This is a genomic window from Acidiphilium sp. C61 (genome assembly GCF_905116885.1).
GTDB lineage: Bacteria > Pseudomonadota > Alphaproteobacteria > Acetobacterales > Acetobacteraceae > Acidiphilium.
Window position 1 is genome coordinate 150,637 of sequence record NZ_CAJHNI010000005.1, and the last position, 16,919, is coordinate 167,555.

A 16,919-nucleotide genomic window follows, 5' to 3' on the forward strand; every position below is an offset into this window, starting at 1 on the left:
CGGTCAATAGGCTGCGAGGTCAGCCGATCCGGTCGCGCCCTCCCATATAGGGGCGCAGGGCTTCGGGAATCGTGATCGAGCCATCGGCGTTCTGATACGTCTCCATCACCGCGATCAGGGCGCGGCCGGTTGCAACGCCGGAGCCGTTCAGCGTGTGGACGAAATCGGGCTTTGCCGGTTTCGGGCCGGTCTGGACAGGACGATAGCGGGCGTTCATGCGGCGGGCCTGGAAGCCGCGGCAGTTCGAGCAGGAGGAGATTTCGCGATAGGTCCCCTGCCCCGGCATCCAGACTTCGAGATCATAGGTCTTGGCCGAGGAAAAACCGGTATCGCCGGAGCAGAGCAGCATACGGCGATAGGCCAGTCCGAGGCGCTCCAGCACGGTTTCGGCGCAGCGTGTCATCCGCTCGTGCTCGTCGGCGCTGGCCTCCGGCGTGGTGAGCGAGACGAGCTCGACCTTCCAGAATTGATGCTGGCGCAACATTCCGCGGGTGTCGCGCCCGGCCGAGCCGGCCTCGGAGCGGAACGACGGGGTCAGCGCCGTCATGCGCAGCGGCAGGCTGGCGGCATCGAGAATCTCACCGGCAGCGAGGTTGGTCAGCGGAACCTCGGCGGTCGGGATGAGCCAGCGCCCGTCGGTGGTGCGGAAGAGGTCCTCGGCGAATTTCGGGAGCTGGCCGGTGCCGTACATCGTCGCGTCGTTGACGAGCAGCGGCGGCGAAACCTCCGTATAGCCATGCTCGCTCACATGCAGGTCGAGCATGAACTGGCCGAGGGCGCGTTCGAGTCGGGCGAGATCGCCGCGCAGCACCGTGAAGCGGGCGCCGGCGAGCTTGGCAGCACCGGTGAAATCCATCAGGCCGAGAGCTTCGCCCAGTTCGAAATGCTGCTTTGCCGCGAAATCGAACGCGGGCGGCGCGCCAACCTGCTTTTGCTCCGCATTGGCGGACTCGTCGGGGCCATCGGGCACGTCGGCGTCGAGGATGTTGGGCAGGACAGCGAGCATCTCGTCCAGCTTCCGCGCCGATTCCGCCAAATAGGCGTTGGCTGTCTCGATCGACTGGCGCAGCGCGGCGCCTTCGGCTTCGAGGGCCGTCGTATCCTCGCCACCGCGCTTGGCCTGCCCGATCGCGCGGGCAAGTTCGTTGCGGCGGGTCTCGTGGGTTTGCAGCCCGGTCTGGGCATCGCGCCGCTGACGGTCGAGCGCCATTATGGCGTGCTCTGCCCCTTCGGCCGGATAACCGGGGAATTCGGGACCGGTGATCCCGCGCCGGCGCATCGCGGCGGCAAAGGCCGCGGCGTCGTCGCGAATGGCTTTCAGGTCATGCATCTTCTGAAACCTCGGCTTTCGGCTCGACCATCTTCACCGCGAAGATCGACAGCTCGAACAGGGCGATCAGCGGCACCGCGAGGCCGGTCATGGTGAAGACATCGGGCGGCGTGAGGATCGCCGCGACGATGAAGCAGCCGACATAGGCATAGCGGCGGTATTTCTTCAGCGCCGCCGCGTTGACGATGCCGACCCGGCCGAGCAGCGTCAGCAGCACCGGCAACTCGAAGCAGATGCCGAAAGCGAAAATCAGCTTCATCACCAGATTGAGATAGTCGGAGACGCGCGGCAGCACGTTGATCTGGAAACTGGCGTCGTGCGGATTGGTTTGAAAACTTAGGAAAAACTTCCAAGCGTTTGGAAATATGACATAATATGCCAACGCACCGCCGGCGAAAAACAGCACCGGGGTGGCGATGAGGAAGGGCAGCAATGCACGTTTTTCCGACCGGTACAGGCCAGGCGCGATGAACAGCCAGATCTGCGAGGCGATGACCGGGAAGGAAATGAACGCGGCGGCGAAGATCGCGACCTTCACATAGGTGAAGAACGCTTCGTAGAGCGCGGTGTAGACGAGTTCCGGCTTCTGTCCTCGCTCCTTGAGGATGTTGACGAGCGGCTGGGCGAGGAAGTGATAGATCGGCTGTGCGTAGTAATACGATACGAGAAAGGCCGCGAGAAAGGCGAGGCCGGACCAGAGCAGGCGGCGGCGCAACTCGGCCAGATGGTCGAGCAGCGGCATTTCCTTGTCGTTGATCGGGTCCGCGTTCTGCGGCGTTTCGGTCTCGTCAGATGTCATGCGGCAGCCCTACCAGAGTCGCGTGCCGGGGGGAATGAAGGCGGGCACCGGGCGGGCGCGCACCGCGTCAGGCGGGACGAAAGCAGGCATGTCGGGCGGCAACTCGTCATCCGCCGCCCCCTCGATCGCGGCATCGGCGGCCGAGGGAACGGCAAAACTGTCGCCGTCCATCGGGTCGAAACTGCTGCGAATGGTGCCATCGGGGTCGACATGACGCTCGATCGTGCTGCCGAGATCGAAATTACGGAGATTGCGCAGATCATTGCCGATATCGGCGAGATCGGCCTCGCGCATGAGTTCCTGGACATGGCCCTGGAACTCGCTGGCGAGGCCGCGCATCTTGCGCAGCCCGGCGGTTGCCGTGCGGATCGCCACCGGCAGGTCTTTCGGTCCGATGACGACAAGCGCCACCATCAAAATCACGCCAATCTCTGGCCAGGAAAATCCGAGCATATCCGTCCGCTTAAACCGGCCTCTCTGCTAGCAGTCCTGCGCCCGAGGTCAAGGATCGGCCGGGGCCGGGCTGGCCGGTTCGACCAGAAGATCGCTGCGCTTGGGCAGATCGCGCAGCGTTTTGAGGCCGAACTGGACCAGGAAATGCGGCGTTGTCGCCCAGAGCGCCGGGCGGCCCGGCGCCTCGCGATGGCCGGCCGGGGTGACCAGATCGGCCTCCAGCAGCGCGTCGAGCGCCGATTGCGAGAGGCTGACGCCGCGGATCTCCTCGATCTCGGCACGGGTGACCGGCTGGTGATAGGCGATGACGGCGAGCGTTTCCATCGCCGCGCGCGGCAGGCGGCGGGGGATTTCTACCACTCGGCGAAGTGAGGGCGCGAGATCCGGCGCGGTGCGGAACATCATCCCCTGCCCTGCCTCGACGAGTTCGATTCCGCCGCCCTCGTGGCGGGCGCGGAGGGTCGCCAGCACGGTGTCGAGATCCACGCCTTCGGGCAGCAGGGTGGCAAGGGTGCGCATCGGCACCGGTTCGCGGCTTGCGAAGATCACCGCCTCGATCAGCCGTTCAGCGTGTGGGCGGGAGCTGGGCGGGCTGGAGCTGGGTGGGGCGGTATCATTCATGGTCGGGTTCTGGCTCCGGGCCGGGGCGGATCTGGATGGGACCGAAAGGCTGCTCCTGGCGGAGCGCGAGCTGGCCGTCGCGGGCCAGTTCGAGACCGGCCAGCAACGTGCTGGAAAGGGCGGCGCGACGGGCAAGCGGCGGTTCGGGCGAATCGGGCAGTTCGGGCGGCAGGAAGCCGGCGAGATCGGTCCAGTCCCGCGTGGCGCCGAGCAGCCGGGTCAGGCGTTCCAGCGCCTGCTGCACCGACCAGAAATTCATCGGCTTCGGCCGGTATTGCCGCTTCGCGCCGGACCGGCGGCGGGCGGCGAGATAGGCTGTCAGCAGCGAGGTGAGGTCGACGCGCAGCCGCGAGCGGTCGATCTCGGTGAAATCCTCAGGCGCACCGCGGGGAAAGACGTCGTGGCCAAGCTGTGGCCGGGCACCGAGCCAGGCGGCCCCTTCGCGGATCGCCTCGAGTGCCTGAAGGCGCGCGGCGAGAACGTCGGCGGCGATCTCGCCCTCCTCGGCGGCGGTCTCGTCTTCGGGCAGCAGCAGGCGGGATTTCAGCCAGGCAAGCCAGGCCGCCATGACCAGCCAGTCCGCCGCGAGTTCCAGCCGTACCCGCCGTGCTCCCTCGACGATCGCGAGATATTGTTCGACGAGGGCGAGGATCGAGACATTGGCGAGATCGACCTTCTGGCTGCGGGCGAGTTCCAGCAGCAGGTCGAGCGGTCCCTCGAACCCTTCGAAGCGGACGATGAAAGCTTCGAGGGGTTCGGGCTGCGGGCCGGGGTCAGAATCCGGCATTGACGCCAGCAAGGTGGAGGAACCACGTGGCGACGCGCGGCACCCAAAGGCCGAGCGCGTCCGATACCGGGTTGAAGCGGATGCCGAACTGGCCGAGCAGCGCGGGCAGGACAAAGATCACCGAGAGGATGAGCAGGATGCCGAGCCGCTCGACGCGGGCGAGCATCCGGGCGACGGGCAGCGGCAGCAGGCCGACGGCGATCCGCCCGCCGTCGAACGGCGGCAGCGGCAGCAGGTTGAACAGGCCGAGGACGATGTTGAAGAGCAGGAAATAGAGCAGGAAATCGCCAAGCACCGGCACAGTCCCGAAGGCGGCGATGGCGAAGGCCGCGGCAAGGGCCAGGATGAAATTCGACAGCGGGCCAGCGGCGGCGACGATCGCCATGCCGCGCCGCGGATCGCGGAAACCGGTCGGGTCGACCGGAACCGGCTTCGCCCAGCCAAACATGAAGTCGATCCGCCCGATGGTCAGGAGTTGGCTGGCAATGAGAAACAGCGGCAGGATCACGGTGCCGAACCGGTCGACATGACGCAGCGGATTGAACGAGAGCCGCCCGGCGTGCCTTGCCGTCCGGTCGCCCAGAGCGAGCGCGGCGTAGCCATGCGCGAGTTCATGCAGCACGATCGCCGGAATCGCGGCGAGCACGCTGATCGCCACCGAGAGGATGGGGTTCTGGATCATGGCGCCGCCGTCAGTTTCAGGCGGGGGATCAGCGCCTTGTCGAGATCCGGCACGGCTTCGAGCACCGCGCGGTTGGCGGTGAACTCGCCGGGACAATAGAGCGCGAGGTCGCAGCCGGCGGCAAGCGCGCGCAGGGCGCGGGAGTCAGGCGTGCCGTCGAGCGCGCCCATCGCGAGGTCGTCGCTGACCAGGATGCCGTGGAAGCCGATCCGCCCGCGAATGACGTCCTTGATGATCCGGCGCGAGAAGGTCGCCGGATTGGCCGGGTCGAGCGCCTCGTAGAGAATATGCGCCGTCATGCCCCAGGGCAGGTCGCGATTTGCCGCGAAGGGCGCGATATCGGCATCGAGTTCCACAGCGGTCACGCGCGGCAGACCGTGATGGCTGTCGAGCCCCGCCCGGCCGTGGCCTGGCATGTGCTTCATCACCGGCACGACGCCCTGGAATATCAGACCCCAGGCGATGTCAGCCCCCAACGCACCGACCACGGCGGGGTCGGCGGCGATCGCGCGATCGCCGATCACGTCATGCGCACCGGGAACCGGGACATCGAGCACCGGCGCGGCGACAACGTCGAACCCCGTATCGCGGGCCATCGCGCCGATCGCGGCGCCGTGGGCGCGGGCGGCGTTGCGGGCGGCGTCCGGGTCAGCGGCGAACATTGCGCCCAGTCGGGCGGCGGGTGGCAGCTCGGGCCAGTGCGGCGCGCGCAGCCGGGCCACGCGGCCGCCTTCCTGGTCGACCATCAGCACCGCCTCCGCGGGGAGTGCCTCGCGCAGGGCGGCCACGAGGTCGCGCAGCTGGGCGGGATCGACGATGTTGCGGCCGAACAGAATCACGCCCGCCGGCGGATGTTCGGCGAACAGCGCGCGTTCCTCCGGCGCAAGGGTAGTGCCGGCGATGCCGAGTATGGCGGCCTTCATGGTCGATGTCTCACTTCGGCGGAACGTAGCAGGCGACATGGCGCGCCTTGAGCCGGTCGCAGAAGGCGGCAGCGTCAGCGGCGCTGGCAAAGCCGCCAAGGCGCAGCCGGTAGAAGGTCTGCCCGTTCACCGTCCCGGGCACCACCACAGGGCTGCGGCCGGCCAGCAGGTCGGGCACGCGGGCGAGCAGAATCTGCCAGGCCTCGTTGGCCTTCGCCATCGAGACGAGGGCGCCGAGCTGGATGTCATGCGGACCGGCACTGGCGGCCTGTTTCGGTGGAATGATCGTCGGCATCGCCTTGCCGATCTGCCGGTTCGGCGCGGCGGCTGCTGCAGCAGCCGGCGGGGCGGCAGGTGGTGCCTCCGCGGGTGGTGTGGCAGCGGTTTTCGCTTCAAGTGCGGGGTTTGCCGACGGCAGCGGTGGCGGTGGCGGCAGCGCCACCGCCGAACTGGGCTCGGGCGACCCGGAGGGTGCCGAGGGGGCAGCCGCAGAACTGGAGGAGGCAGCGGATTTGGGTGCAGGTTGCACCGGCTTCGCCTCGGCGGCGAGCTTGGAGAAATCAGGCTGGGGTGTCGGCGGCGCGAGCTGGGGCGGGCCGGACGCCGTGGTGCCGGACATGATCTGCTCGTTTGCGCCGGGCACCTGAAGACCGCCTGGATTGGAAGGCGCCGTCCGCATCGGCCCCGGCGGCGGTTTGATCACAGGCGGCGGGCCGAGACGCGGACGCACGCCACCCCAGATCAGCGCGACGAGGACGATCGCCCCGGCGAAGCCGCCGGCGATGAGCGCGATCCTGCGCATTTCAGGATCGAACCCGCGCGTGGGCGGACGCCGCACGGCATAGGGCGGAATGTCGATCTCGTCTTCGTAATCCTGTCGGTCCATCATCTCTCCGGGCGGCCGGTGCCGCTCAGCGCATCTCCTCGACCGGGGCAACGCCCATCACGGCGAGGCCGGAGCGAATGACCACCGCGGTTGCCGCCACCAGCGCAAGCCGCGCCCGGCTGGCCTCGGCCGCCTCGGCCTGAATGAAGCGCAATGTTGTATCGGCACGGCCAGCATTCCACAGCGCATGGAAATCACCAGCGAGATCATACAGGAAAAATCCGATTCGGTGCGGCTCGCGTGCCTGTGCTGCCGATTCGACGAGGCGTGGCCAGGCGGCGAGGCGGCGGACCAGCGCCAGTTCCTCGGGCGCAGTCAGGCTGTCGAGCGCGGCCTCCGCGAGGGCGGCATCGGCGGTCTCGCCGAGTTCGGGCATCTCGGCTGCGGCGCGCAGCACCGAGCGGCACCGGGCATGGGCATATTGCACGTAGAAAACCGGGTTTTCCCGCGTCTGCGCCACCGCGGCATCGAGATCGAACTCCATCTGCGCGTCGGATTTGCGCATCAGCATGATGAAGCGGACCACATCCGGCCCCACCGCGTCGATCAGGTCCCGCAGCTCGATATAGGTGCCGGCGCGTTTCGACATGCGCATCGGCGTGCCGTCCTTCATCACGCGGACGATCTGGCAGAGCACGATGTCGAGCGAGGCGTCGCGCCCGGCGGCGAGCGCCTTCACCGCCGCCTGCATCCGCTTGACGTAGCCGCCGTGATCGGCCCCCCAGACATCGATCATCGTATCGAAGCCGCGGGCCATCTTGTCGGCATGGTTGGCGATGTCGTTGAAGAAATAGGTATTCGAGCCGTCCGACTTGCGCACCGGGCGATCGACATCATCGCCGAAGCCGGTGGCGCGGAACAGTGTCTGCTCGCGCGGCTCCCAATCTTCCGGCGTCTTGCCTTTCGGCGGCTCAAGCACGCCCTCGTAGAGCAGGTCCTGCCCGCGCAGGATCGCCTCGGCGCGCTCCACGCCGCCCGCGGCGATCAGCGCCGCCTCGCTGGTGAAGACGTCCTGGCGGACGTTCAGGGCGGCGAGATCCTCACGGATCAGCGCCATCATCGACTCGATCGCGTGGCGGCGGACGGTGTCGAGCCAGGCCTCGGCGGAGGCGATGGACAGGCCGGGGCCGGCAAGCGCATCGCCATGGGCGGCGACCAGCGTCTCCGCCACCGGGACCAGGTAATCACCCGGATATTGCAGGCCGGTCGGGGTCGCCGCAGCAAAATCCGGCTCGGTGAGTTGAGTGCCGAGGGCCTGCAAATAGCGCCAGTAGACCGACCAGGCGAGTGCGGTGACCTGCGCGCCGGCATCGTTGATGTAGTATTCGCGGGTGACATCATACCCGGCCTTGGCCAGCAGCGAGGCCAGAGCGTCGCCCACCACGGCGCCCCGGCAATGGCCGACGGTGAGCGGGCCGGTCGGGTTGGCGGAGACGTATTCGACATTGACGCGCCGCCCCTGCCCCATCGCGCTCGCGCCGAAGGTTTCGCCGGCGCGCAGGATGGCGGCGATCTCGGCGTGCCAGACCGGATCGGCCAGGGTCAGGTTGACGAAGCCGGGTCCGGCAGGCTCGGCCTTCGCAATGTCCGGCAGCGCCGCAAGTGCTGCGGCGAGGGCCGCGGCGATCTCGCGCGGCGGGCGACCGAGCGGCTTGGCGGCGATCAGCGCGGCATTGGTCGCCATGTCGCCATGCGCTGCCTCGCGCGTCGGCGACACCTCGATCCGCGCCTGCACCTCCGAATCGAGGGCCGGGAACAGACGCGCCATCTCGGCGAGGATCAGCCGGCGCAGGGCGGTGAAGATGTTGTGGGACATGCGGAAACCTCAGGCGGGAGAATGGGGGTCGGTCAGGCGGCGATGCTCGTCGAGCGCGGCGCGGTCGGTCATGCCGGCGATATAGTCGCGCACCGCCTCGGCCGCCGCCATGCTGCGCGGCGCGCCGGCGGCGTTGCGCCAGTCATCGGGCAGCAGGTCCGGCCGGGCGAGCAGCAGGCGGGCCATGTCGCGCACCACGAGCTCGACCTTGTGGGTCATCCGGTTGACGCGCCACTGGCGATACATCCGCGCGTACAGGAAGCGGCGGATTTCGGCATTCTCTGCCGCAAGCTCCGGCGCGAAGCCGATCACCGGGTCGGGGCAAGCGCGCACCGCGTCGGAATCGGCGGGTGCGAGGGCGGCGATCCGGCGGCGGCTTTCGGCCAGCGCACCGCTGACCAGCACGCCGATCATCTGCCGCACGGCATGGGCGCGGATGCGGACCGGGTCGGCCGTCAGAGCGCGGGCCTCTGCCAGGGTGGCGCCGATGATCGGCACGGCGGCAAGATCGTCCGCCGTGAACAGGCCGGCACGCAGCCCGTCATCGATGTCATGGGCGTGATAGGCGATATCGTCCGCGAGGGCGGCGACCTGCGCCTCGGCCGAGGCCTGGCGGGCGAGATCGAGCGGATAGGCGGCATCGAAGGCGGCGATATAGGCGGGTGGCGCGGTCAGCGGGCCGTTATGCTTGGCGAGGCCTTCGAGCGACTCCCAGGTAAGATTCAGACCGTCGAACCCGGCATAGCGGCGCTCCAGCAGGGTGACGGTGCGCAGACTCTGGGCGTTGTGATCGAAGCCGCCATGCTCGCCGAGCGCATCGTTCAGCCCGGCCTCGCCGGCATGGCCGAAGGGCGGGTGGCCGAGATCGTGCGCAAGGGCGAGGGTTTCGGTCAGGTCCTCGTCGAGCCGGAGGCCGCGGGCGATGCTGCGGGCGATCTGCGCCACTTCCAGACTATGGGTCAGCCTCGTGCGATAGAAATCGCCCTCGTGGATCACGAAGACCTGCGTCTTGTATTGCAATGTGCGGAAGGCGGCCGAATGCAGCACGCGGTCGCGGTCGCGCGCGAAGGGGGAGCGGGTCGCGCTTTCGGGTTCGGGATGCTGGCGGCCGCGCGAGGCCCCGGCGCGGGCGGCATAGGGGGCGAGTGACATGGCCCCGGCTTACTAGGAGAGCGCAGGCTTGTCCAAGCGACGCTGGCGATCCGGCGGATGAGCGCCTATATTGCCCTCCATGAGCGATACGATGGACCGGTTCCGGATCAGTGAGGCGGCGGCGGCGCGGATTGCCGCCATCGTTGCGGCGGAAAACCCCGATTCGGCCCTGCGGGTCGAAGTTCTGGCGGGCGGCTGTAACGGGTTTCAATACAAGTTCGATCTCACCCGCGAGGTGGCAGCCGATGACGTGGTGTTCGAGCGCGGCGGCGCGAAGGTGATCGTCGACCCCGCGAGCCTCGACCTGCTGGACGGCGCCGAGCTCGATTTCAAGGACACGCTGATGGGCGCCTATTTCGCCGTCGGCAACCCGAACGCGACCTCGTCCTGCGGCTGCGGCACGTCCTTCTCGGTCGACTGAGCGCGGCGTGCGGATCGCAACCTGGAACGTCAACTCGGCGCGTACGCGGGCCGGGCTTGTCGCTGACTTCCTCAAGCGCGAGCAGCCGGATCTGCTGCTGCTGCAGGAAATCAAGTGCGAGGCGGCGCAGTTTCCCGCCGCAATCTTCGAGGCGGAGGGATACCACGCCGAGATCGTCGGGCAGAAGGCGTATAACGGCGTTGCGGTGCTCTCGCGCGAGGCGGTAACGGTGAGGCATCGCCGCCTGCCCGGCGAGGCGGAGGACGCTGCGGCGCGGTTCATCGAGATCGAGACCAGGGGGCTGCTGGTCGGCAATCTTTATTTGCCCAACGGCAACTCCGGTGGCGCCGAGGGTTTCGCCGGCAAGCTCGACTGGATGGAAAAGCTGCGTCTTCACGCCGCCTCCCTGCTTGAGCATGATCGCGATTTCATCCTGGCCGGCGATTACAATGTCTGCCCGACCGATGCCGATCTCGCCAAAGGCGCGCTGCCGGCGGATGATGCGCTGGTGCGTCCGGAAAGCCGGGCAGCGTTCCGCGCACTGATCTGGCTTGGCCTGACCGATGCGCTGCGGGCGCTGCATCCGGACGAAACGCTTTACACGTTCTGGGACTATCAGGCCGGCGCCTGGCAGCGCGACCGCGGGCTGCGGATCGACCATGCGCTGCTCTCGCCGCGGGTGGCAGAACGGCTCGACGCGGTGCGTGTCGCGCGCGAGGAGCGGGACAAGCCGCAACCTTCCGACCATGTCCCAGTGATCGTGACGCTCCGCGACCAGATCTGAGCAGCTTAGAGCATCATCCGATCAGATGCAATCATCTGATCGGATAAAGATACTCGGTTTATTAGTATGATAGAGCATGACATCCGATCCAAAAGGATCGGAACGTGCTCTAGCCGCTGACTGATGCCGAGACGGAACACGCGCGGCCTTTGGATGATTATTTACCAGCTTCCTGAAAGAAGATGTCTGCTGGCCGGCCAGCCCGGTAGGAGTGGCGAGCCTGGCTTGTTTCGGACAATCTCGATAATCACATTTGCTTGATGTTAGTATGTCCATTCCGGTGAACATGTGATTTTCTCTCTTCGTTCACGCTGATATTCATTAACTATTCATACATATTTCAATATGCGAACATTCATTATTGTTGACAAACTGAAACATCGCTAACGTCCGCGACCACGCCTATTGATTTTCCGAGGAGGAAAATCATGGATCTTGGCGTGAGCGGCACCGTATCGGGAACCTCCGCGTTATCCCCTACCGTGTTCCACGAACCATGGTGGCTCGAAGCCGCTTCAGGCGGAACGTTCGGAGAGGTCATCGTCGAATCCGGCGGACGTCTTGCGGGGCGGTTGCCCTTTGTTGTCCAGCGCCGGGCGCGCAGCTTCGACGTCGTGCGGATTCCCGATCTCACGCACTGTCTGGGACCGGCGATCGCTGCGGAGTTCGATCCCCCCGGGGCCGTCAAATCGACGAAGGGTATCGAGATTTGCAGCCAGTTGATCGCCCAGCTTCCCAAGGCTGCGCATGTCTGGTTCAGGCTGCATCCGGAAACCGCCAATACGCTGGCGTTCGACAAGGCGGGATTTCTGAGCACAGTGCAATGGTCGGTCGAAATTGCGCCGCGCCCGGAAGAGCAATTGTGGAAGGCGATGCGGGACAAGACCCGCAATGCCATTCGCCGCGGAAGCGACAGGCTGACCGTGACGGCGTGGGACGAACCGGGGCGCTTCCTCGATTTCTACAGGGATTGCCTGCGCCGGAACGACCGCAGGAACCATTACGATGACGCGACGCTGGCGGCGCTGGCAGGCGAGGTTCTGCGGCGCCGGCGCGGGCGGGTGCTGGCCGCGATCAGGCCCGACAATACTCCGGAGGCCGCAATCCTGACGGTCTGGTGCAAGCGCCGTGAGTTCTACTTCATGTCGGCACGGGACACGTCAGCCCATTTCGGTGCCATCAACCTGCTGATCTGGCGCGCCATTCAGGATGCGGCAGCGGCGAATCGCATCTTCGACATGGACAATATCCACGTGGTGGATGGCGCGCTGCCAAACCATCTGATGCTGAGCGGATTTGGCGGCAATGTCGTGCCGCGTTATTGCGTCTCGCGCAGTTCGGCGCTGCTGACCGCATTGCAGGGCGTGCGCCGGGCTCTCGGCCGGTAGAGCCCTTTCGGCAGGGTAACGCCGCCTCAGGTGAGGCTGCGGGCAACAGCCTCGGCAGCGCGGATACCATCGACCCCCGCCGAGAGAATGCCGCCGGCATAGCCCGCGCCTTCGCCGGCGGGAAACAGGCCGCGCGTGTTGAGGCTCTGGCCATCAGCCCCACGGGTGATGCGGATGGGCGCCGAGGTGCGGGTTTCGATCCCGGTCAGCACCGCATCGTCACGGTCGAAGCCGGGAATTTTTCGCCCGAATGCGGGCAAAGCCTCGCGGATTGCCTCGATGGCGTAATCCGGGAGCAGTGCCGACAGGTCGGTGAGGGTGACGCCGGGCCGGTAGGACGGGATCACGGCACCGAAATCCGTCGAGGCGCGGCCGGCCAGAAAATCGCCGACGAGTTGCCCCGGCGCGTTGTAGTTCGATCCACCCGCCACATAGGCTGCCGTTTCGAGACGGCGCTGCAACTCGACGCCGGCCAGAACATCGCCCAGAAAATCCTCCGGCGAAATGCCAACCACGATCCCGGCATTGGCGTTGCGCTCGTTGCGCGAATACTGGCTCATGCCGTTGGTCACGACGCGCCCGGGCTCAGACGTGGCGGCGACCACGGTGCCGCCGGGGCACATGCAGAAACTGTAGGCGCTACGGCCGTTTTTCGCGTGATGCACCAGCTTGTAGTCGGCAGCGCCGAGCAGCTTGTGGCCCGCATGATCGCCATAGCGGGCACGGTCGATCACCGATTGCGGATGCTCGATGCGGAAGCCGATGGCGAAGGGTTTCTTGTCCAGATGAACGCCGCGGTCGCGCAGCATGGCGAAGGTGTCGCGCGAGGAATGGCCGATGGCGAGAATGACGTGGTCGGTCTCGATCGTCTCGCCGGACTCCAGCACCACGCCGCGCACCTGGCGGCCGTCGCCGGCGGTGTCGATGGCAAGGTCGGTCACCTTCGCGCCAAAACGGTATTCCCCGCCGAGCCGCTCGATCGTCGCACGCATGGTCTCGACCATGCCAACGAGGCGGAACGTGCCGATATGCGGATGCGCGACGTAGAGGATTTCCTCGGGCGCGCCGGCGGCGACGAATTCGGTCAGCACCTTGCGGCCGAGATGGTTGGGATCGCTGATCTGGCTGTAGAGCTTGCCGTCGGAGAACGTCCCTGCCCCGCCCTCGCCGAACTGGACGTTGGATTCGGGCGTCAGCACGCCGCGGCGCCAGAGCGCCCAGGTATCCTTCGTGCGTTCACGCACCACCTTGCCGCGTTCCAGGATCAGCGGGCGCAGCCCTGCCTGGGCGAGGATGAGGGCGGCAAAGATGCCGCAGGGACCGGTGCCAATAACGATGGGCCGGCGCGCCGGCGGGCGGGATTGCGGAAGCCGGTAGCCGATATCCGGCGTCGGACCGACATGGCGGCTCGCCGCGTGGCGGGCGAGAAGCTCCGCCTCGTCCTCGGCTTCGACGTCAATCGTATAGGTCAGGACGATCGCGGCCTTGCGCCGGGCATCGACGGCGCGGCGGAACACGGTGAAGCCGCGCAACGCCGCCTCACCGATGCCAAGGCGGGCAAGCACCGCATCGCGCAGGGCGTCGGGGGTGTGGTCGAGCGGCAGGCGGATTTCGGTCAGGCGGATCATGACGGCGCTCTCATACTCCGATCGGCGCTCGCTTGCCATGCGATCCGCGATTGGCCACAAGGCGCGCATGGCCCCTCCCCTGCTCAACCTGCAAGACATAAGGCTCTCGCTCGGCGGCGCACCGCTGCTGGATGGCGCGGAAATCGGCATTGCCGCAGGCGAGCGCATCTGCCTGGTCGGGCGCAACGGATCGGGCAAGTCCACCCTGCTGAAAATCGCAGCGGGTCTGGCAGAGGCCGATTCCGGCACACGGTTCCTGCAGCCCGGCGCCACCCTGCGCTACCTGCCGCAGGAGCCGGACCTCACCCGCTTCCCGACCGTGCTCGATTACGTGTTCGACGGTCTCGATCCGGAAGTGGACGGACACCGGGCCCGCGCCTGTCTCGATCGGCTCGGGCTGACCGGCGCCGAGAGCACCGCCCGCCTGTCCGGCGGCGAGGCGCGCCGGGCCGCGCTGGCCAAGGTGCTGGCGCCGGAGCCCGACGTACTGCTGCTCGACGAACCGACCAACCATCTCGACCTGCCGGCAATCGAATGGCTGGAGGCCGAACTGAAGGCCTCGCGCGCCGGCATCGTGCTGATCAGCCATGACAGGCGATTGCTGGAGACGGTGACACGCAGCATCGTCTGGCTCGATCGCGGCCGGACCAGCCGGATCGATCGCGGCTTCTCGCATTTCGAGGCCTGGCGCGACGAGGTGTTCGAACAGGAAGAGCGCGACGCGCAGAAGCTCTCCCGCGCCATCGTGCGCGAGGAAGACTGGATGCGCTATGGCGTGACGGCGCGGCGCAAGCGCAATGTCCGCCGCGTTGCCGAACTCGCTGCCCTGCGGACCCGCAAGCGCGAGGAGCGGCGCGAGGCGCGGGAGATGAACGTGACGACGAGTGCCGCGACACTCTCCGGCAAGATCGTCGTCGATGCCGAGAACGTTACGAAATGCTTCGGCGAGCGCTGCGTGATCCGCGACCTGACGCTGCGGGTGCTGCGCGGCGACCGGCTCGGCATCGTCGGGCCGAACGGTGCCGGCAAGACCACGCTGCTCCGGCTGCTGACCGGGCAGATCGAGCCGGACACAGGCACGATCACCCAGGGCACCAACCTGGCCGTGGCGACGCTCGACCAGCAGCGTGCCGCCCTCGACCCTGCCCGCACACTGGCCGACACGCTGACCGGCGGCGGGAGTGACATGGTCGAGGTCGGCGGGCAGTTTCGTCATGTCGTTGGCTACATGAAGGATTTCCTTTTCCGCCCCGAACAGGCGCGCACGCCGGTCGGCACGCTCTCGGGCGGCGAGCGCGGCCGGCTGCTGCTGGCCTGCGCGATGGCGCGGCCCTCGAACCTGCTGATCCTCGACGAACCAACCAACGATCTCGACCTCGAAACACTCGACATCCTGCAGGACATGCTGTCCGACTATGCTGGCACGGTGCTGCTGGTCAGCCACGATCGCGACTTTCTCGACCGCATCGCGACCTCCACGCTCGCGGCGGAAGGTGACGGGCGATGGGTTGAATATGCCGGCGGCTATGCGGACATGCTGACCCAGCGCGGCACGCGTGAGACGCGCGAGGCAACGCCGCGCAAGCAAGCCGCGACGCCACCCAAGCCCAAGGCCGCGGCTTCGGCGTTTTCCTTCCGCGACCGGCACCGGCTGAAGCAGCTCGAAGGCGAGATGGAGGGGCTTCAGGCCGAAATCGCCAAGCACGAGGCACGCCTCGCCGATGCCAATTTCTTTACCCGCGACCCTGACGGGTTCCGCAAGGCCAGCGAAACCGTAGGCGGGGTACAGGAGCGGCTCGCCGCGCTCGAGGCCGAATGGCTCGACCTCGAACTCAGGCGCGAGGCTGCTGATGGGGCGAAAACCTCATCGTGATGCTGCGCGCGATCACCAGCACGATGATGACGACGACGAGTGTCAGGATATCTTCGGCCGAGAATTTCTGGCCATAGAGCTTGATCAGCACCTCGCGGAGGGAAAAGACGATCGTCACGTCGAGCAGCGTCGACAACCTGATGCGCCTGGTGCGCGCATAATCCATGAAGGTGTTGAACAGCTCGATGAGGATGACGACGTCGAGGATCTGCTCGACCAGCACGCGAAGGGTGAATGTGTCCATCGTCTCGGCCCGGAAATCGGGAAAGAGATGGATCGTGCTGGCGACCGCCTCGAGGAACGCGAAGGCGAGGGCGACGAGCATCAGCGGGATGACACCGAGGATGACCGCGTCCACCGCGATGTCGTAGCCGCGGAAGACGAGACCGCGCCAGCGTCCGCGCGGCCTCTCGGTTACGTCAGATGCCACGGGCCGCCATCGCCGCGACGATTTCGCCAACCGCCTCGCCGGCTTCGGGAATGACCCGGCCCATCGTCAGGAAGCCGTGGATCTGCCCTGGAAAGCGCCGCAGCGTGACCGCAATTCCGATTTCCGCAAGATGTCGCGCATAGGCTTCGCCCTCGTCGCGCAGCGGATCGAAGCCGGCCGTGATGACCAGGGCCGGCGGCAGGCGGTCATGCCGGGCGGCATGCATCGGCGAGGCCCGCCAGTCCGCCTTGTCTGCCTCCGAGCGGAGGTAGTGGGCGCGGAAATAGGTCATCATCGCTTTCGTCAGCATGTAGTTCTCGCCGAAGGCCTCGTGGCTCGCGGTCGAGCCCAGCATGTCGGTCGAGGGATAGACCAGCGCCTGAAGCGCGATGGCAGGGCCGGCATTGTCGCGCGCGTCGATCGCGACGACGGCGGCGAGGTTGCCACCCGCGCTGTCGCCGCCGACCGCGAGGCGCTTCGCATCGATGCCGAGTGCATCGGCATGGGTCGCGACCCAGGCCGTGGCGTCGATCGCATCCTCGACCGCGGCGGGGAATTTGTGTTCAGGGCCGAGCCGATAATCGACCGAGATGACCACCGCGCGACTGCGCTGCGCGATCTGCCGGCAGACAACGTCATGCGTGTCGCGATCGCCGATCACCCAGCCGCCACCGTGGAAATATACGAGGCAGCCGCGCGCGGTGGCATCGTCCCCATCGCGATAGAGGCGGAGCGGGATGACGCCGTTGCGGCCCTGGGCGTCGAGATCGCGCACCTGCGTGATTGCCGGAGGCTGGGGCGAAAGGGCGCCGCGCGCCTGCAGGTAGCCGATCCGCGCTTCGGCGGGGCTCAACTGGTCGGCCGGCGGGCGGCCCGCGGCACGGATGAGCTCAAGCGCCGTGGCGGCGCTGCTGTCGAGTTCTGCCATTGACGGTATCTCCCCTTG

17 protein-coding genes are annotated in these 16,919 nt (G+C 67.0%); 4 read left to right on the plus strand and 13 right to left on the minus strand.

Features of this window, described 5'->3' with window-relative positions:
* Positions 1–19: 19 nt before the first annotated feature.
* From serS to HUW10_RS03670, 10 genes are read right to left on the minus strand one after another with little or no spacing between them, the layout of a single operon-like run.
* Positions 20–1,330 (minus strand): serine--tRNA ligase, encoded by a 1,311-nt coding sequence (gene serS / locus HUW10_RS03625; protein ID WP_174502254.1) that lies wholly within the window; start codon positions 1,328–1,330, stop codon positions 20–22.
* The gene (gene tatC / locus HUW10_RS03630; protein WP_174502255.1) at positions 1,323–2,129 is read right to left on the minus strand and encodes a twin-arginine translocase subunit TatC; all 807 of its coding nucleotides are present in this window, start codon (positions 2,127–2,129) and stop codon (positions 1,323–1,325) included. The genes serS and tatC overlap by 8 nt, the downstream gene beginning before the upstream one ends.
* A gap of 9 nt (positions 2,130–2,138) precedes the next feature.
* Positions 2,139–2,582 (minus strand): twin-arginine translocase TatA/TatE family subunit, encoded by a 444-nt coding sequence (locus HUW10_RS03635; protein WP_174502256.1) that lies wholly within the window; start codon positions 2,580–2,582, stop codon positions 2,139–2,141.
* Between the two features lie 48 nt (positions 2,583–2,630).
* Positions 2,631–3,203 carry an SMC-Scp complex subunit ScpB gene (gene scpB / locus HUW10_RS03640; protein WP_174502257.1) on the minus strand — a complete coding sequence of 191 codons (573 nt, stop codon included), beginning with the start codon at positions 3,201–3,203 and terminating at the stop codon, positions 2,631–2,633.
* Positions 3,196–3,990 (minus strand): ScpA family protein, encoded by a 795-nt coding sequence (locus HUW10_RS03645; protein WP_174502258.1) that lies wholly within the window; start codon positions 3,988–3,990, stop codon positions 3,196–3,198. Before HUW10_RS03645 ends, scpB begins: the two co-directional genes overlap by 8 nt.
* Positions 3,977–4,672, minus strand: coding sequence for a site-2 protease family protein (locus HUW10_RS03650; protein ID WP_174502259.1), 696 nt, complete (start codon positions 4,670–4,672; stop codon positions 3,977–3,979). The genes HUW10_RS03645 and HUW10_RS03650 overlap by 14 nt, the downstream gene beginning before the upstream one ends.
* On the minus strand, positions 4,669–5,595 hold the full coding sequence (gene nagZ, locus HUW10_RS03655; RefSeq protein WP_174502260.1) for a beta-N-acetylhexosaminidase: 927 nt from the start codon (positions 5,593–5,595) through the stop codon (positions 4,669–4,671). Before nagZ ends, HUW10_RS03650 begins: the two co-directional genes overlap by 4 nt.
* A 10-nt stretch (positions 5,596–5,605) precedes the next feature.
* Positions 5,606–6,484, minus strand: coding sequence for an SPOR domain-containing protein (locus HUW10_RS03660; protein WP_174502261.1), 879 nt, complete (start codon positions 6,482–6,484; stop codon positions 5,606–5,608).
* Between the two features lie 22 nt (positions 6,485–6,506).
* Positions 6,507–8,297, minus strand: a complete 1,791-nt coding sequence (argS, locus tag HUW10_RS03665) for an arginine--tRNA ligase (protein ID WP_174502262.1) — start codon at positions 8,295–8,297, stop codon at positions 6,507–6,509.
* Positions 8,298–8,306: 9 nt separating this feature from the next.
* Positions 8,307–9,449: a deoxyguanosinetriphosphate triphosphohydrolase gene (locus HUW10_RS03670; RefSeq protein WP_174502263.1), complete on the minus strand. Its 1,143-nt coding sequence runs from the start codon at positions 9,447–9,449 to the stop codon at positions 8,307–8,309.
* A 91-nt stretch (positions 9,450–9,540) separates the two neighbouring features.
* Between HUW10_RS03670 and HUW10_RS03675 the strand changes: the two genes are divergently transcribed.
* The 3 genes from HUW10_RS03675 (at position 9,541) to HUW10_RS03685 (ending at position 12,042) form a co-directional block, all read left to right on the plus strand.
* Positions 9,541–9,870 (plus strand): iron-sulfur cluster assembly accessory protein, encoded by a 330-nt coding sequence (locus HUW10_RS03675; protein ID WP_236656190.1) that lies wholly within the window; start codon positions 9,541–9,543, stop codon positions 9,868–9,870.
* Positions 9,871–9,877: 7 nt separating this feature from the next.
* Positions 9,878–10,654 carry an exodeoxyribonuclease III gene (locus HUW10_RS03680; RefSeq protein ID WP_174502265.1) on the plus strand — a complete coding sequence of 259 codons (777 nt, stop codon included), beginning with the start codon at positions 9,878–9,880 and terminating at the stop codon, positions 10,652–10,654.
* A 428-nt stretch (positions 10,655–11,082) separates the two neighbouring features.
* Complete coding sequence (locus HUW10_RS03685; protein ID WP_174502266.1) at positions 11,083–12,042, plus strand: GNAT family N-acetyltransferase; 960 nt, start codon at positions 11,083–11,085, stop codon at positions 12,040–12,042.
* Between the two features lie 26 nt (positions 12,043–12,068).
* Here HUW10_RS03685 and HUW10_RS03690 read toward each other — a convergent pair whose 3' ends face one another.
* Positions 12,069–13,670: an NAD(P)/FAD-dependent oxidoreductase gene (locus HUW10_RS03690; protein WP_174504737.1), complete on the minus strand. Its 1,602-nt coding sequence runs from the start codon at positions 13,668–13,670 to the stop codon at positions 12,069–12,071.
* A gap of 67 nt (positions 13,671–13,737) precedes the next feature.
* Between HUW10_RS03690 and HUW10_RS03695 the strand changes: the two genes are divergently transcribed.
* Complete coding sequence (locus HUW10_RS03695; protein ID WP_174502267.1) at positions 13,738–15,543, plus strand: ABC-F family ATP-binding cassette domain-containing protein; 1,806 nt, start codon at positions 13,738–13,740, stop codon at positions 15,541–15,543.
* Here HUW10_RS03695 and HUW10_RS03700 read toward each other — a convergent pair.
* Positions 15,503–15,973, minus strand: coding sequence for a phosphate-starvation-inducible PsiE family protein (locus tag HUW10_RS03700; protein ID WP_174502268.1), 471 nt, complete (start codon positions 15,971–15,973; stop codon positions 15,503–15,505). The genes HUW10_RS03695 and HUW10_RS03700 overlap by 41 nt on opposite strands.
* Positions 15,963–16,901 (minus strand): alpha/beta hydrolase, encoded by a 939-nt coding sequence (locus HUW10_RS03705; protein WP_174502269.1) that lies wholly within the window; start codon positions 16,899–16,901, stop codon positions 15,963–15,965. Before HUW10_RS03705 ends, HUW10_RS03700 begins: the two co-directional genes overlap by 11 nt.
* Positions 16,902–16,919 lie beyond the last annotated feature (18 nt).

What these genes read in the sequence shown, in the direction of transcription:
- serS (WP_174502254.1), bottom strand. Translation starts at nt 1,330, where the DNA reads ATGCATGACCTGAAAGCCATTCGCGACGACGCCGCGGCCTTTGCCGCC.
- tatC (WP_174502255.1), bottom strand. Translation starts at nt 2,129, where the DNA reads ATGACATCTGACGAGACCGAAACGCCGCAGAACGCGGACCCGATCAAC.
- HUW10_RS03635 (WP_174502256.1), bottom strand. Translation starts at nt 2,582, where the DNA reads ATGCTCGGATTTTCCTGGCCAGAGATTGGCGTGATTTTGATGGTGGCG.
- scpB (WP_174502257.1), bottom strand. Translation starts at nt 3,203, where the DNA reads ATGAATGATACCGCCCCACCCAGCTCCAGCCCGCCCAGCTCCCGCCCA.
- HUW10_RS03645 (WP_174502258.1), bottom strand. Translation starts at nt 3,990, where the DNA reads ATGCCGGATTCTGACCCCGGCCCGCAGCCCGAACCCCTCGAAGCTTTC.
- HUW10_RS03650 (WP_174502259.1), bottom strand. Translation starts at nt 4,672, where the DNA reads ATGATCCAGAACCCCATCCTCTCGGTGGCGATCAGCGTGCTCGCCGCG.
- nagZ (WP_174502260.1), bottom strand. Translation starts at nt 5,595, where the DNA reads ATGAAGGCCGCCATACTCGGCATCGCCGGCACTACCCTTGCGCCGGAG.
- HUW10_RS03660 (WP_174502261.1), bottom strand. Translation starts at nt 6,484, where the DNA reads ATGATGGACCGACAGGATTACGAAGACGAGATCGACATTCCGCCCTAT.
- argS (WP_174502262.1), bottom strand. Translation starts at nt 8,297, where the DNA reads ATGTCCCACAACATCTTCACCGCCCTGCGCCGGCTGATCCTCGCCGAG.
- HUW10_RS03670 (WP_174502263.1), bottom strand. Translation starts at nt 9,449, where the DNA reads ATGTCACTCGCCCCCTATGCCGCCCGCGCCGGGGCCTCGCGCGGCCGC.
- HUW10_RS03675 (WP_236656190.1), top strand. Translation starts at nt 9,541, where the DNA reads ATGGACCGGTTCCGGATCAGTGAGGCGGCGGCGGCGCGGATTGCCGCC.
- HUW10_RS03685 (WP_174502266.1), top strand. Translation starts at nt 11,083, where the DNA reads ATGGATCTTGGCGTGAGCGGCACCGTATCGGGAACCTCCGCGTTATCC.
- HUW10_RS03690 (WP_174504737.1), bottom strand. Translation starts at nt 13,670, where the DNA reads ATGATCCGCCTGACCGAAATCCGCCTGCCGCTCGACCACACCCCCGAC.
- HUW10_RS03695 (WP_174502267.1), top strand. Translation starts at nt 13,738, where the DNA reads ATGGCCCCTCCCCTGCTCAACCTGCAAGACATAAGGCTCTCGCTCGGC.
- HUW10_RS03705 (WP_174502269.1), bottom strand. Translation starts at nt 16,901, where the DNA reads ATGGCAGAACTCGACAGCAGCGCCGCCACGGCGCTTGAGCTCATCCGT.